This window comes from Streptomyces sp. HSS9-12 (assembly GCF_054963655.1).
In genome coordinates this window covers 1-14,018 of record NZ_JBUEGC010000085.1, presented here as the reverse complement: position 1 = coordinate 14,018, position 14,018 = coordinate 1, and the positions used below count along the sequence as shown (strand labels likewise).

Sequence of the window (14,018 nt, the reverse complement as noted above, 5' to 3'; positions counted from 1 at the left end):
CCCCCGCATCGACCGCACCAGCTACAAAGCCACCACCAGCATCGAAATCCTCGCGCCCGCAGACCCTTGACAACGCGCCCCAGCCGCAAACTTCACGGCCTTGGCACTAGCGCAGGAACGGATCGACCGCGACCGCCACGAACAGCAGCGAGACATAGGTGATGGACCAGTGGAACAGCCGCATCTCCTTGAGCTTCGCGCCCATGATCCCGGCCCGGGCGCGCGCCTGCAGGGCGTGCGCCTCCCTGAGCCACCACGCGCCCGCCAGAACGGCGACCAGGGGGTAGAACCAGCCCACGTACCCCAGCGGCCACAGGAGCAGCGAGACTCCGACCATCACCCAGCTGTAGAGCACGATCTGCCGGGCGACGACCGTGTTGGTGGCGATGACGGGGAGCATGGGCACGCCCACGCGCGCGTAGTCCTCCCTCACCTTCATCGACAGCGGCCAGTAGTGCGGCGGCGTCCAGAAGAAGATGACGAGGAAGAGGACAAGGGCTGCCCAGGAGACGGAGTTGGTCACGGCCGACCAGCCGATGAACACCGGCATGCAGCCGGCGATGCCGCCCCACACGATGTTCTGCGCGGTGCGCCGCTTGAGGATCATGGTGTAGATCACGACGTAGAACAGCAGCGCACCGAGCGACAGGGCAGCGGACAGCCAGTTGACGAGGAGGCCGAACCACAGGGTGGAGACCACGGCGAGCGTGATGCCGAAGACCAGGCCCTCGCGCGGCGTGACGATCCCGGTGACCAGGGGCCGCTGCGACGTACGGTCCATCAGCGCGTCGATGTCCCGGTCGAGGTACATGTTCAGCGCGTTCGCGCCGCCCGCGGAGAGGTATCCGCCCACGCACGTGGCCAGCACCAGCCACACGTCGGGTACACCCTGCTCGGCGAGGAACATCACCGGTACGGTGGTGATCAGCAGCAGTTCGATGATCCGCGGCTTGGTCAGCGCCACGAAACCCTTGACACGGGCCCCGAACGGCCGATGACCGGGACTCTTCGCGAGCTCCCCCATAGCCCTTTGGGAATGGGGGGTTCCCCCACCCGCAGGACGGGAATCGACGGCCGTCACGCACACCCCTGTATAGCGACCTCAGCGGCTGGCGCCGCGGGGACTTGACCAGCAAGCACCGGTCTGAGGACCCGGTAATGACTTGCGCGTACCACGCCACTTTAGACGTAGCGGATACGCCGCCCGTCGCGGGGGGTGGGCCGTGTTGTCCCCCGCGCGTTCATCGCACGTTGACACGCTGATCCCGTCGCTCATCCGGCGGCCTGTCCGCTCATCCGGTTCCACCTGGGCGACGTCTCGTCCGAGCTTCGGACAGACGAAAGAATGCGCATTCCCACGACGGTAGGCTCGGCTCCGCCCGGCGTGCACAAGGCGCCGGCATTCGACATGTGGAGAGGAGCCCTGACTCAGGGTGAGCACCAAGCCGACCACCACAGACCTCGAGTGGACCGAACTGGACCAGCGGGCTGTGGACACCGCCCGCGTCCTGGCCATGGATTCCGTGCAGAAGGTCGGTAACGGCCACCCGGGCACGGCCATGAGTCTCGCGCCCGCCGCGTACCTGCTCTTCCAGAAGCTGATGCGGCACGACCCGTCGGACCCGAAGTGGGTTGGCCGCGACCGGTTCGTGCTGTCCCCCGGCCACACGAGCCTGACGCTGTACATTCAGCTCTTCATGGCCGGTTACGGCCTGGAGCTCGATGACCTCAAGGCCTTCAGGACCTGGGGCAGCAAGACCCCGGGCCACCCGGAGTACGGGCACACCATCGGCGTCGAGACCACCACCGGTCCGCTGGGGCAGGGCATCGCCAACGCCGTGGGCATGGCGATGGCCGCCCGCTACGAGCGCGGGCTTTTCGATCCTGACGCAGCCCCCGAGGCCTCCCCGTTCGACCACACCATCTGGACGATCGTCTCCGACGGCGACCTGGAGGAGGGCGTCTCCGCCGAGGCCTCCTCGCTGGCCGGCCACCAGAAGCTGGGCAACCTCGTCGCCCTGTACGACGACAACCACATCTCCATCGAGGGCGACACCGAGACCGCCTTCTCCGAGGACGTGCTGGGGCGCTACGAGGCCTACGGCTGGCATGTGCAGCGCGTCGAGCAGGCCGCGAACGGCGACCTGGACGTCCACGCCCTGTACGCGGCGCTGAAGGCGGCGCAGGCCGAGACCGAGCGCCCCTCGATCATCGCCGCCCGCACGATCATCGCCTGGCCGGCCCCCAACGCCCAGAACACCGAGGCCGCCCACGGTTCGGCGCTCGGCGAGGCCGAGGTCGCCGCCACCAAGGCGGTGCTGGGCTTCGACCCCGAGAAGCACTTCCAGGTCGAGGACGAGGTCCTCGCCCACGTCCGCCAGGCCGTGCAGCGCGGCCGCGAGGTCCACGCCGCCTGGGACAAGCAGTTCCAGGAGTGGCGCGCCGCCAACCCGCAGCGCGCCGCGGAGTTCGACCGGATCACCGCCGGCGAGCTGCCCACCGGCTGGGAGCAGAAGCTGCCCGTCTTCGAGCCGGGCAAGGACGTCGCCACCCGCAAGGCCTCCGGTGCGGTCCTCAAGGAGCTGGGCGGCGTGATCCCCGAGCTGTGGGGCGGCTCCGCCGACCTCGCAGGCTCCAACAACACCACGATCGACCCGTCGTCGTCCTTCCTCCCGGCGGACAACCCGCTGCCGGAGGCGAGCCCGTACGGCCGTACCGTGCACTTCGGCATCCGCGAACACGCCATGGGTTCGGCCATGAACGGCATCGCGCTGCACGGCAACACCCGGATCTACGGCGGCACCTTCCTGGTCTTCTCCGACTACATGCGCCCGGCCGTGCGCCTGGCCGCGCTCATGCAGCTGCCGGTGACGTACGTGTGGACACACGACTCCATCGGCCTGGGCGAGGACGGCCCCACCCACCAGCCGGTGGAGCACATGGCTGCCCTGCGCGCCATCCCGGGACTGAACATGGTCCGCCCGGCCGACGCGAACGAGACCTCGATCGCCTGGGGCGAGATCATGCGCCGGCACAGCGCGAAGCCGGCCCCGCACGGCCTGGCCCTGACCCGGCAGAACGTGCCGACTTACGAGGCCAACGCGGACGCGGCCAAGGGCGGCTACGTCATGTTCGAGGCCGAAGGGTCTGAAGGGCAGAGCACCGCGCCCCAGGTCATCCTCATCGCCACCGGCTCCGAGGTGCAGCTGGCCGTCGAGGCCCGCGAGCGGCTCCAGGCCGATGGCATCCCGACCCGCGTGGTGTCGATGCCGTCCGTCGAGTGGTTCGAGGAGCAGGACCAGGGGTACCGCGACGGCGTGCTGCCAGCGGGCGTCAAGGCCCGGGTCGCGGTCGAGGCGGGCATCGGTCTGACCTGGCACCGGTTCGTCGGCGAGAGCGGACGCATCGTCAGCCTCGAGCACTTCGGTGCCTCCGCCGACTACAAGGTCCTCTTCCGTGAGTTCGGCATCACCGTCGATGCCGTTACGGCCGCGGCGCGGGAATCTCTCGCCGCCGCCGGACGCTGACGCCCATAGACGACCACATAGGAGATGCACCACTCATGACGGACGCACTCAAGCGCCTCTCCGACGAGGGCGTGGCCATCTGGCTCGACGACCTGTCGCGTCAGCGGATCACGTCCGGCAATCTCGCCGAGCTGATCGACCAGCAGCACGTGGTGGGCGTCACCACCAACCCGTCGATCTTCCAGAAGGCGATCTCCGGCGGTGACGGTTACGAGCAGCAGCTTGCCGACCTGGCCGCCCGTGAGGTCACCGTCGAGGAAGCCCTGCGCATGCTGACGACGGCGGACGTCCGCGACGCCGCCGATGTGCTGCGCCCGGTGTTCGACGCGACCGGTGGGCGGGACGGCCGGGTCTCCATTGAGGTCGACCCGCGTCTGGCCCACAACACCCGGGCCACCATCGCCGAGGCCAAGCAGCTTGCCTGGCTCGTCGACCGGCCCAACACCTTCATCAAGATCCCGGCCACCAAGGCCGGCCTTCCGGCCATCACCGAGGTGATCGGCCGCGGCATCAGCGTCAACGTCACGCTGATCTTCTCCCTCGAGCGCTACCGCGCGGTCATGGACGCCTTCCTCGCCGGTCTGGAGAAGGCCAAGGCGGCCGGCCTGGACCTGTCGAAGATCGAGTCCGTGGCGTCCTTCTTCGTGTCCCGCGTGGACACCGAGATCGACAAGCGCATCGACGTCCTGGGCACCTCGGAGGCCAAGGCGCTGCGCGGCAAGGCCGGTGTGGCCAACGCCCGCCTCGCCTACCAGGCGTACGAGGAAGTGTTCGGATCGTTCGACGGTTCGACACCGCCCTCTGAACGCTGGGCCGCGCTGGAGAAGGCCGGCGCCAACAAGCAGCGTCCGCTGTGGGCCTCGACCGGCGTCAAGGACCCGGCATACCCGGACACTATGTACGTGACCGAGCTGGTCGCGCCGGGCACCGTCAACACCATGCCGGAGGCCACGCTCGAGGCCGTGGCCGACCACGGCGAGATCCGTGGCGACACCATCCATGGCACATACGAGCAGGCCCAGGCCGACATCGACGCGCTCGCCACGATCGGCATCAGCTACGACGAGGTGGTCCAGCTCCTCGAGGACGAGGGCGTGGACAAGTTCGAGTCCTCCTGGCACGACCTGCTGAAGTCCACCGAGGCGGAACTGCGACGACTCGCTCCCCCGGAGGCGTGAAGTGACCAGCGGGAACCCGCTGCGTGACCCCAGGGACCGGCGGCTCCCGCGTATCGCGGGGCCGTCCGGCCTGGTCATCTTCGGTGTCACGGGCGATTTGTCACGGAAGAAGCTGATGCCCGCGGTCTACGACCTGGCCAACCGCGGTTTGCTGCCCCCGGGCTTCTCGCTCGTCGGCTTCGCCCGTCGCGACTGGGCGCGCGAGGACTTCGCCCAGGTCGTCCATGACGCGGTGAAGGAGCATGCGCGGACCCCGTTCCGCGAGGACGTCTGGCAGCAGCTCGCCGAGGGCTTCCGCTTTGTGCCGGGCCAGTTCTGCGACGACGACGCGTTCGAGAAGCTGAAGGCGACGATCGAGGAGCTGGACAAGGAGCGCGGCACGGCCGGCAACTTCGCCTTCTACCTGTCCGTACCGCCGAAGTTCTTCCCCACGGTGGTGCAGCAGCTCAAGAAGCACGGGCTGAATGAAGCACCGGGTGACTCCTGGCGGCGCACGGTCATCGAGAAGCCCTTCGGCCACAACCTGGCCAGCGCCGAGGAGCTGAACCGGCTCGTCCACGAGGTCTTCCGGCCGTCCGACGTCTTCCGGATCGACCACTACCTGGGCAAGGAGACGGTCCAGAACATCCTGGCGCTGCGCTTCGCCAACACGATGTTCGAGCCGCTGTGGAACCGGTCGTACGTCGACCACGTCCAGATCACGATGGCCGAGGACATCGGCATCGGCGGCCGCGCCGGCTACTACGACGGCATCGGCGCCGCCCGCGATGTGATCCAGAACCATCTGCTGCAGCTGCTGGCGCTCACCACCATGGAGGAGCCGACCTCATTCGAGGCCAATGAGCTGGTCACCGAGAAGCTGAAGGTGCTCAAGGCGGTCAGGCTGCCCAAGGACCTGGGCAAGCACACCGTGCGCGCCCAGTATGCGCACGGCTGGCAGGGCGGCGAGGAGGTGCTCGGCTACCTCGAGGAGGAGGGCATCGACCCGAACTCGCGCACCGATACCTATGCCGCGATCAAGCTCGAGATAGACAACCGCCGCTGGGCGGGCGTCCCCTTCTATCTGCGCACCGGCAAGCGGCTCGGCCGGCGGGTGACGGAGATCGCGGTGGTCTTCCAGCGCGCGCCGTACTCCCCCTTCGACGCCACGGACACCGAGGAGCTGAGGCAGAACGCCCTGGTCATCCGAGTGCAGCCGGACGAGGGCGTCACCATGCGGTTCGGCTCCAAGGTGCCGGGCACCCAGATGGAGATCCGGGATGTGACGATGGACTTCGCGTACGGCGAGTCGTTCACCGAGTCCAGCCCGGAGGCGTACGAGCGGCTGCTCCTCGACGTGCTGCTGGGCGAGGCCAACCTCTTCCCGCGCCACCAGGAGGTGGAGGAGTCCTGGCGGATCCTCGATCCGGTCGAGGAGTACTGGGAGAACCACGGCAGGCCCGAGCAGTACACGGCGGGCACCTGGGGGCCGAAGGCGGCGGACGAGATGCTCGCACGAGACGGACGGAGCTGGCGCCGGCCATGAACATCGATCTCACGGACACCACGTCCAGTCAGATCAACGCCGCTTTGATCAAGGCGCGTCGGGCGACCGCGACCCCGGCCGTCGGCATGGTGCTCACCCTCGTCATCGTCACGGACGAGGGCAACCACTACGACGCCCTCAAGGCCGCGGCCCAGGCATCCAAGCCGCACCCCTCCCGCATCCTTGTCGTGATCAAGCGGCCCGGGCGCTCGCCCCGCGACCGCAAGATCACTCGGCTGGACGCCGAGGTACGGGTCGCCGGTGAGACGGGCCCCGGAGAGACGGTGCTGCTGCGGCTGCACGGCGAACTCGCCAACCACGCCTACTCGGTGGTCCTGCCGCTGCTGCTGCCGGACGCCCCGGTGGTGGTGTGGTGGCCGGAGGACGCGCCGGAGCACCCGCAGCAGGACATGCTCGGTCAGCTCGGACAGCGCCGGATCACCGACGCGGCGCCCACCGAGGACCCGGTCGAGACGCTCCACCTGCGGGCCCGGACGTACGCGCCGGGCGACACCGACCTGGCGTGGACGCGGATCACGCCCTGGCGCAGTGTGCTGGCGGCCGCCCTGGACCAGAAGCACTCGAAGATCACCTCGGCGATTGTCGAGGGCGAGGCGTACAACCCCAGCGCCGAGCTGCTCGCGCTGTGGCTCGGCCACCGGCTGCGCGTGCCTGTCGAGCGCACGGTCTCGGACGGGCCGGGCCTGACGGCGGTGCGGCTGGTGACGGTCGACGGCGAGATCTGCCTGGACCGGGCGGACGGCTCGCTGGCGGAGCTGGCCATGCCAGGCCAGCCGGACCGGCATGTGGCGCTGGCCCGGCGAGGCACCTCGGATCTGCTGATCGAGGAGCTGCGGCGGCTCGACCCGGACGAGATATACGAGGACACGGTCAAGTTCGGTCTGACCGCGGCGGGTCAGGGCGTCGCCGGCTCCGGCTCGGCGACGGACTCCTCGGCCCAGGGGCCCGCGTCCACGGCCGAGAAGGCCGATACGGACGCGGGCTCGGCGAATAAGACAGCTGCGGCCAAGAAGAAGGCGGCCACGGAGTGACCGCTCCGCAGGTGGTCGTCCACCGGGACAAGGAGCTGATGGCGAGGGCCGCGGCGGCCCGGCTGATCACCAGGCTCGTGGACGCGCAGGCCACACGTGGCTCCGCATCGGTGGTGCTCACGGGTGGCCGCAATGGCAACGCGCTGCTCGCCGCGCTCGCCGAGGCCCCGGCCCGTGACGCCGTGGACTGGTCGCGGCTGGATGTGTGGTGGGGCGACGAGCGCTTCCTGCCCGAGGGGCACCCGGAGCGCAATGTCACCCAGGCCCGGGCGGCGCTGCTGGACGCCGTGCCGCTCGACCCGGCCCGGGTGCATCCCATGGCCGCCTCGGACGGTCCGTACGGCTCGGATGTGGACGCGGCGGCGGAGGCGTACGCCACCGAACTCGCCGCCGCCGCGAGCCCGGACATCGCATCCCCGCCCGCCGGTGCCAAGGGCGGACTGGTGCCGACCTTCGACGTACTGCTGCTGGGCGTCGGCCCGGATGCCCATGTGGCCTCGCTCTTTCCGGAGCATCCGGCCGTACGGGAGACCGAGCGCACGGTGGTCGGGGTACATGGCGCGCCCAAGCCGCCGCCCACCCGGATCTCGCTCACCCTGCCCGCGATTCGGGCGGCCCGCGAGGTATGGCTGCTCGCCGCGGGAGAGGACAAGGCGAAGGCGGTGGCGATCGCGCTGTCGGGTGCGGGTGAGATTCAGGCGCCGGCGGCGGGGGCGTACGGTCGCAGCCGGACGCTGTGGCTGCTGGACCGGGCGGCCGCGGCGAGCCTGCCGCGCGAGCTGTACCCACCGGCCTCGCCCTGACCCTGTTTTCCCGCCCACCCGTCCCCTTTCGGGGCGGGTGGGCTCGTCGCGCGACTACCGAAGAAATTGCAGCCGAAAAAACATGACCTGCAGCGTGATGTCGGGCAGCTCGACAACGTCCAGAAGCCGCCGCGGTTGGTCGCACTCAACCGTGAAGGTCCATCAAGCCCTGAGGCACTGACTGCCTGTTACGGGAAGGAGCGAGCGGGCCCCTGACCGGTCCGGCCCGCTCCGGTGAGAGGCCCACTCACAGGCGGTCTCAACCCGCCTGATCGCCGTCGCTCGCCAGCCGCATGATGAGGGCGAGGACGGGGGCCAGCAGACCGGCCCCGGCCGTCCACAGCCGCCAAGCACCGCTATCCGGAACGAACAGCAGGGCGGCCAGGCAGCCGAGCGCCACCACGCACCCCGCGAGCAGCGGCGCGGATGCCGTCGCGAGCCAGCCCGCCCCGAGGTCCAGCGTCCGGACCCGCCGCTGCGGGTCCGGACGGGCGGGGACGGTGAGCCCCGCCTCTGCAACCCGCTCAGCCACCTGGACCGGGACCGCGCCGGGCAGCTGCCAGCCGTCGTCACCCACCAGTTCGGCGAGGAAATCCCGTCCCCGGCGCTGACGCGGACACCACAGCAGCCAGCCCTGCGCACCGGACAACGCGTCCCCGGCGGCTTCACTGGCCATCTGAGCGTGGAAGGGAATCTCCCGGCCGCGGCCGTCCAGCACAAGGCACTTCAGCCTCCTGGTGTTCTCCCGGCGCTTGCGCTCGTCAGCCGCCGCCTTGCTGCCGGGCGGCGGCGCATCGGTGTGCTTCCCGGCCCCGGTGACAGTGACCCGCAGCGCCTCCCAGTCGGTGCCGACGGTACGCGCAGGACGCCGCATGCTGTCGCTCGTCCACCAGCCGACGAGCAGGGCGAGGGTCACCAGGGTCCAAAATCCCCCGATCACCCACGCGGTGCCGACTTCCACGGCCCGCCCGGCGAGTTGGCGCTCCACCTCCGCGCGCCGGTCGTCGCCGATGGCACCCAACTCGGGCCGCTCCGGGACATACGCCACGTACAGCTCGCTGCCGATAGCCTGACGCCGATTGGTAGTCGCCTCGAATGTCGCCGGCACACCGTCCCCCCCGGTTGACAAGGGAAGCAAGACGGTGAAGTCGGCCGTGGCATCGGCATTGCGGTGGCTGCCCTCCGCCACCTCGTTCTCGATCTTCACGATCGGGCGCTCCACGATCACCGCACCCGCCTCGGCCAGTGCGGCACTCGTGCCGGAACCCCGCGCATCGGCGGCGGCCAGCGACGCCCAGAGGGCCAACAGCGTCGGAACGGCGACCAGCACGCCCGCGGCGCGGGCCGACGGCCCGCGCGAGCCGCCCAGCCGCAACGGCACCGTGCCCTCGCCACGGCCCGGGGTCACCGAAGCGGCCCGCACGGCCCGCGGGTAGGTCTCGCGGCGGGACCGACCGGCCCCGCGTACCACCGCAACACCCAAGATCAGCACGCATACGGCGAGCACTCCCACAGAGCACCACAGGACGGCGACGCGCACCGGCGTGGCCCCCAGGAAGAGCCAGGCGGCGGTCAGCGCCACGAGGGCGAGCGGCGCGGCCACGGCGATGAATCCGCCCCAGCGCGGGAGGGTACGGACACCGGTCACGTCGCCGGTGTCGTTCCTGTCCTTGTCCACGGTCCACTCACTGCTCACCCGAACGCTCCATACCGCTGTGCGTCGGGCCGTTCCCGCAGGGCCTTGGCATCCTCACTCGCATCCTTCCGTGCGTCAGCGGCCGAGCCGGGCCTGTCCTCTGCCTTCTCCGCATTGGGATCGCCGTTGACTGCCGCATCGATGTCCTTGGAGATGTTGCCACCCACGCCAAGTCCGAAGCTGATAGGTGTGTTGGTGGCCACATCACCCGCGAGCTCGTGCGCCCCGGAGAATGCCCGCCCATCCGTGGCCCGGTGGACGGCCGCGCTCCCGGAACCGCCGGTGAGCCCTCCGGCCAGGGCCCCGAGCGCCATCTGCGAGGCATCGAACTTTTCCCGCCTGCGTAGGTTGTTGACGGTGTCACCGACAACCGAGGAGGCGGCGCCCGCCGTCGTTCCGCCCACGGCGTTCGCGGCCACGCCCCCGCCAAGCTTCTGGGCCAGTGGACCCGCCACGTACTTCCCGCCAAGGGCGCCCGCGGCACCGTTGATGATGTTGTTGCCGAGCTCGGCGCCCTTGCCGGTGGCCAGGCTCGTCGCGACTCCGGTGCCCGTCCCAGCGGCCCACTGCACACCCAGCTCGACGGTCAGGCGCTGCCACTTGCCCGCCTGCGCGAACGTGCGGATACTCCGGAACGCCCGGGCAGCAAGGCTGAGCAGCCGGCCCAGCTTCGAGGCAGCGTTGACGGCCTGCGCGCCCAGCCGTACGGCATTGGCGGCTCCGGCCGCCGCCGAGAAGCCGAGTGTGACGAAGGAGAGCGCGACGGACGCGCCGATCGAAACACCGATCTCGATGTAGATCTTGTGGATCTCATCGTTGATCTCCTCGATGTTGTCAGCTGCCTCGTCGAGGCCCTTGGCCGCCTGTTCGAAGAGGGGCACCGTCTCGTCGACCGCCTCGCCGATCTTCTTCCAGTGCTCGCGGAAGGCGTCAGCGGAGTCGCCGCGCCAGTGCTCGCCGAGGGTCGCCCGCACCTTCCTGTCGAGCGCGGTATACGCCTCCTCGAGTTCCCCGCCCATGGTGCGCCAGCCCTTGGCCGCCGCGCGCAGTACATCCGGGCGGCCGCCCGGATTCACCACCTCGATACCGGCTTCATAGATTTGTTCCGCGACGCTCTCCTCGCTCAATTCTTCCCACCCTTGAACGTGTCGGCGAGAGCGTCATCCGACGCTTCCGAATTCTTCGAGTTATCTTTGAGAGCTTGACTCACCTCATCGAAGTGACAAGCCAGTTTCTCCAGTGAGCCAGCCATTTCCGAGGCGAGTTCAACATAGGCTGACGTAACCTCTTCGGCTTCCGTCAGGAATCCGAAGCCATCGTGGATCTGCTCCGCTCCCGTCTTACCCTGAAAGCTCTTGACCGCACTGGACAGGTCGTATGCCCTCGTATCAAAGGCATTCGCCAGCTTTGTCAGTTCCTGTGGGTCTATGAAGAAGTCATCGGACATGTGCCACCCTGTACGCCCTTCAATCCAGGTCTCCTGAAACGCAGACATGCGCTCTGCCGTCAACAAACTACCGCCAACCACACCTGCACTCTGGACACTTGTCCGGTGCGTACGCCAGGCTTTGTTGATCAGACGGACGATCACATTCAGCCAGCGCCCCTGGGGGTTGATGACGTTGCCGCGCCACCGCAGAACCCACCATAGAACCGCCCTCCTGGCTCTCACCGCATCCGCGGCCCTCCTCGCATCGGGCTGCGGTTCGAGCGAAGCTGGGACCACGGTCAAGGGCATCAAGCTGGTCAAGGCCGGGCAGCTGACCACCTGCACCCATCTCCCTTACCCGCCCTTCCAGTTCGAGAAGGGCGGCAAGGTCGTCGGCTTCGATGTGGCGATGATCGATCTGGTCGCCAAGGACCTCGGCGTCAAGCAGGTCATCGTCGACAAGTCCTTTGAAACCATCAAGACCGGCGCGGATCTCAACGCGGGCACCTGCGATGTGGCCGCCGCGGGCATGACGATCACCGACGAGCGGAAGCAGAACCTCGACTTCTCTGTGCCGTACTTCGACGCCACCCAGGCGTTGTTGGCCCGCAAGAGCCTCAAGGTGGGCTCCCTGGACGATGTCAAGGCGCAGAAGCTGAAGCTCGGTTCGCAGTCCGCGACGACCGGGGAGGACTTCGCGCACAAGGCGGGCGTGGACGCGAAATCGTACGAGTCCTCCGACGCGGAGCTGAACGGGCTGCGCACCGGGCAGGTGGATGTCATCATCCAGGACTTCCCCGTGGTGCAGAGCTGGCTCAAGGACTCCGCCAACGCCGCCAAGTTCCAGCTCGCGGGCAACCTTCACACCGGAGAGCAGTACGGTTTCGCGGTGAAGAAGGGCGGCAACCCCCAACTGCTGAAGAAGATCGACGCGGCGATAGAGAAGGCCCGGCAGGACGGCACGTACAAGAAGCTGTACGAGCAGTGGATCGGGCCCATGCCCATGAGCGACGGGGCACAGTGAGCGAGCTGTCGCCGCGGCGCCGGCAGCGGCTGGCGCGCGGTGTGCAGTACGCCGTGCTCGGAGTGGCGGTGGTGCTGGTCGCCATGCTCGCCGACTGGCGGCAGCTCCAGGCGCAGTTCCTCGACCCGTCCGTGGCCCGGCAGCTGTTTCCCGACCTGCTCACGGTCGCGCTGCTCAACACGGTCATCTACACCCTCTCCGGGTTCGCGGTCGGGCTGGTGCTCGGCCTGGTCGTGGCGCTGATGCGGCTGTCGTCAGTCGGGCCGTACCGCTGGCTGGCGATGGCGTACATCGAGTTCTTCCGCGGGCTCCCCGCCCTGCTGATCTTCATCTTCGTCGGGGTGGGGGTACCGCTGGCGTTCCCGGGGCTGACCTTCCCGGGTGGGACGTACGGGCAAGTGGCGTGCGCGCTGGGGCTGGTGTCGGCGGCCTATATGGCGGAGACCATCCGGGCCGGCATCCAGGCCGTACCGCGCGGTCAGATGGAGGCGGCGCGCACGCTGGGTATGTCGTACGCGACGGCGATGCGGTCGATCGTCATCCCGCAGGCCTTCCGGATCATCGTGCCGCCACTGACCAACGAGCTGGTGCTGCTCTTCAAGGACTCCTCGCTGGTGCTGTTCCTCGGGGTGACCCTGGAACAGCGCGAACTGACCAAGTTCGGGAAGGACCTGGCGAGCCAGACCGCCAACACCACCCCCATCTTCGTGGCCGGGCTGTGCTATCTGCTGGTCACGATCCCGCTCGGGCTGCTGGTGAGGCGGCTCGAGGCCCGGCACGCCAAGGCGCGGTGAGGATGCCGTATGACGTCTGCCATCGACATTCACGGGCTGCACAAGTCCTTCGGGCAGCTGGAGGTTCTGCGCGGGATCGACTTCCAGGTCGCGCACGGTGAAGTGGTGTGCGTCATCGGGCCGTCGGGGTCGGGGAAGTCGACGCTGCTGCGCTGCGTCAACCTGCTGGAGCAGCCGACGGCGGGGCGGGTGCTGGTGGGCGGGATCGACATCACGGACCCCGATGTCGACATCGACCGGGTGCGCCGCCGGATCGGCATGGTCTTCCAGTCCTTCAACCTCTTTCCGCATCTGAGCGTGCTGGAGAATCTGACGATCGCGCAGCGGCGGGTGCTGCGGCGCGGCACGGAGGAGGCCGAGCGGACGGCGCGCGAGAACCTCGCGAAGGTCGGCCTGACGGACAAGGAGCGCAGCTATCCCGCCGCTCTGTCCGGCGGGCAGCAGCAGCGGGTGGCGATCGCCCGGGCGCTGTCGATGGGGCCGGAGCTGATGCTGTTCGACGAGCCGACGAGCGCGCTGGACCCCGAGCTGGTCGGCGAGGTGCTGGGCGTGATGCGCACACTGGCCGACGAGGGCATGACGATGCTGGTCGTGACGCACGAGATGGCGTTCGCGCGGGAGGTCGCGGACCGGGTGGTGTTCATGGACGGCGGGAGCGTGGTGGAGGAGGGCAGCCCGGAGGATGTGCTGGTCCGTCCGTCCCACGCACGGACGCAGTCTTTTCTGTCCCGGGTCATCCACCCCGGCGGCCTCGCGGCGACCCCGGACGCGTAATCCCGCGCCGCCGGCGCCCTCCTCTTCGCGCCCCGGATAGCCGCACGCCGGCGGCCGTTGAACCCATACCCCAGCTACCGTCGGCTCGGCCATCCCCGCGCAGCGCCCTGCCCGCCCCAGTTTTGGGGCGGGCAGGCGGGAGATAACCCGGCGCGCAGCGCAGGGCCAGCGGCCCCGGGGGCACATGCCCCCCGACGCCGCGGCCGTCGGAGACGG

The 14,018-nt window shown here is 69.1% G+C and carries 12 protein-coding genes; 8 read left to right on the top strand and 4 right to left on the bottom strand.

The genetic code is table 11. The features are described from left to right. Positions 1 to 106: 106 nt before the first annotated feature. The gene (locus ACY34J_RS28085; protein ID WP_462729450.1) at positions 107 to 1,081 is read right to left on the bottom strand and encodes a heme o synthase; all 975 of its coding nucleotides are present in this window, start codon (positions 1,079 to 1,081) and stop codon (positions 107 to 109) included. Positions 1,082 to 1,433: 352 nt separating this feature from the next. On the opposite strand from ACY34J_RS28085, the gene tkt reads away from it, so the two are divergent. Genes tkt through pgl form a run of 5 tightly spaced genes read left to right on the top strand, consistent with a single transcriptional unit; the run spans position 1,434 to position 8,085 of the window. Next, positions 1,434 to 3,527 carry a transketolase gene (tkt, locus tag ACY34J_RS28080; protein WP_462729449.1) on the top strand — a complete coding sequence of 698 codons (2,094 nt, stop codon included), beginning with the start codon at positions 1,434 to 1,436 and terminating at the stop codon, positions 3,525 to 3,527. Between the two features lie 35 nt (positions 3,528 to 3,562). Continuing rightward, positions 3,563 to 4,705 carry a transaldolase gene (tal, locus tag ACY34J_RS28075; RefSeq protein WP_462729448.1) on the top strand — a complete coding sequence of 381 codons (1,143 nt, stop codon included), beginning with the start codon at positions 3,563 to 3,565 and terminating at the stop codon, positions 4,703 to 4,705. 1 nt (position 4,706) lies between these two features. Further along, positions 4,707 to 6,230: a glucose-6-phosphate dehydrogenase gene (gene zwf, locus ACY34J_RS28070; RefSeq protein ID WP_462729447.1), complete on the top strand. Its 1,524-nt coding sequence runs from the start codon at positions 4,707 to 4,709 to the stop codon at positions 6,228 to 6,230. After that, positions 6,227 to 7,282 (top strand): glucose-6-phosphate dehydrogenase assembly protein OpcA, encoded by a 1,056-nt coding sequence (gene opcA, locus ACY34J_RS28065; protein ID WP_462729446.1) that lies wholly within the window; start codon positions 6,227 to 6,229, stop codon positions 7,280 to 7,282. Before zwf ends, opcA begins: the two co-directional genes overlap by 4 nt. Next, positions 7,279 to 8,085: a 6-phosphogluconolactonase gene (gene pgl, locus ACY34J_RS28060; protein WP_462729445.1), complete on the top strand. Its 807-nt coding sequence runs from the start codon at positions 7,279 to 7,281 to the stop codon at positions 8,083 to 8,085. Before opcA ends, pgl begins: the two co-directional genes overlap by 4 nt. A gap of 259 nt (positions 8,086 to 8,344) precedes the next feature. On the opposite strand, the gene ACY34J_RS28055 is transcribed toward pgl, so the two are convergent. Genes ACY34J_RS28055 through ACY34J_RS28045 form a run of 3 tightly spaced genes read right to left on the bottom strand, consistent with a single transcriptional unit; the run spans position 8,345 to position 11,372 of the window. Continuing rightward, positions 8,345 to 9,781 carry a hypothetical protein gene (locus ACY34J_RS28055; protein ID WP_462729444.1) on the bottom strand — a complete coding sequence of 479 codons (1,437 nt, stop codon included), beginning with the start codon at positions 9,779 to 9,781 and terminating at the stop codon, positions 8,345 to 8,347. Beyond that, a complete protein-coding gene (locus tag ACY34J_RS28050; RefSeq protein ID WP_462729443.1) occupies positions 9,778 to 10,908 on the bottom strand; it encodes a WXG100 family type VII secretion target in 1,131 nt (376 codons plus the stop codon). Before ACY34J_RS28050 ends, ACY34J_RS28055 begins: the two co-directional genes overlap by 4 nt. Further along, a complete protein-coding gene (locus ACY34J_RS28045) occupies positions 10,905 to 11,372 on the bottom strand; it encodes a hypothetical protein (protein ID WP_462729442.1) in 468 nt (155 codons plus the stop codon). Before ACY34J_RS28045 ends, ACY34J_RS28050 begins: the two co-directional genes overlap by 4 nt. Before the next feature lie 25 nt (positions 11,373 to 11,397). Here ACY34J_RS28045 and ACY34J_RS28040 point away from each other — a divergent pair, with 25 nt between their 5' ends. Genes ACY34J_RS28040 through ACY34J_RS28030 form a run of 3 tightly spaced genes read left to right on the top strand, consistent with a single transcriptional unit; the run spans position 11,398 to position 13,802 of the window. After that, positions 11,398 to 12,234, top strand: a complete 837-nt coding sequence (locus ACY34J_RS28040) for an ABC transporter substrate-binding protein (RefSeq protein ID WP_462729441.1) — start codon at positions 11,398 to 11,400, stop codon at positions 12,232 to 12,234. Beyond that, positions 12,231 to 13,028, top strand: coding sequence for an amino acid ABC transporter permease (locus ACY34J_RS28035; protein ID WP_462729440.1), 798 nt, complete (start codon positions 12,231 to 12,233; stop codon positions 13,026 to 13,028). Before ACY34J_RS28040 ends, ACY34J_RS28035 begins: the two co-directional genes overlap by 4 nt. Positions 13,029 to 13,037: 9 nt before the next feature. Then, positions 13,038 to 13,802, top strand: a complete 765-nt coding sequence (locus ACY34J_RS28030; protein ID WP_462729439.1) for an amino acid ABC transporter ATP-binding protein — start codon at positions 13,038 to 13,040, stop codon at positions 13,800 to 13,802. Positions 13,803 to 14,018 lie beyond the last annotated feature (216 nt).

Coding starts and splice junctions, on each gene's coding strand:
- tal (WP_462729448.1), top strand. CDS start 3,563: ATGACGGACGCACTCAAGCGCCTCTCCGACGAGGGCGTGGCCATCTGG.
- opcA (WP_462729446.1), top strand. CDS start 6,227: ATGAACATCGATCTCACGGACACCACGTCCAGTCAGATCAACGCCGCT.
- ACY34J_RS28040 (WP_462729441.1), top strand. CDS start 11,398: ATGACGTTGCCGCGCCACCGCAGAACCCACCATAGAACCGCCCTCCTG.
- ACY34J_RS28030 (WP_462729439.1), top strand. CDS start 13,038: ATGACGTCTGCCATCGACATTCACGGGCTGCACAAGTCCTTCGGGCAG.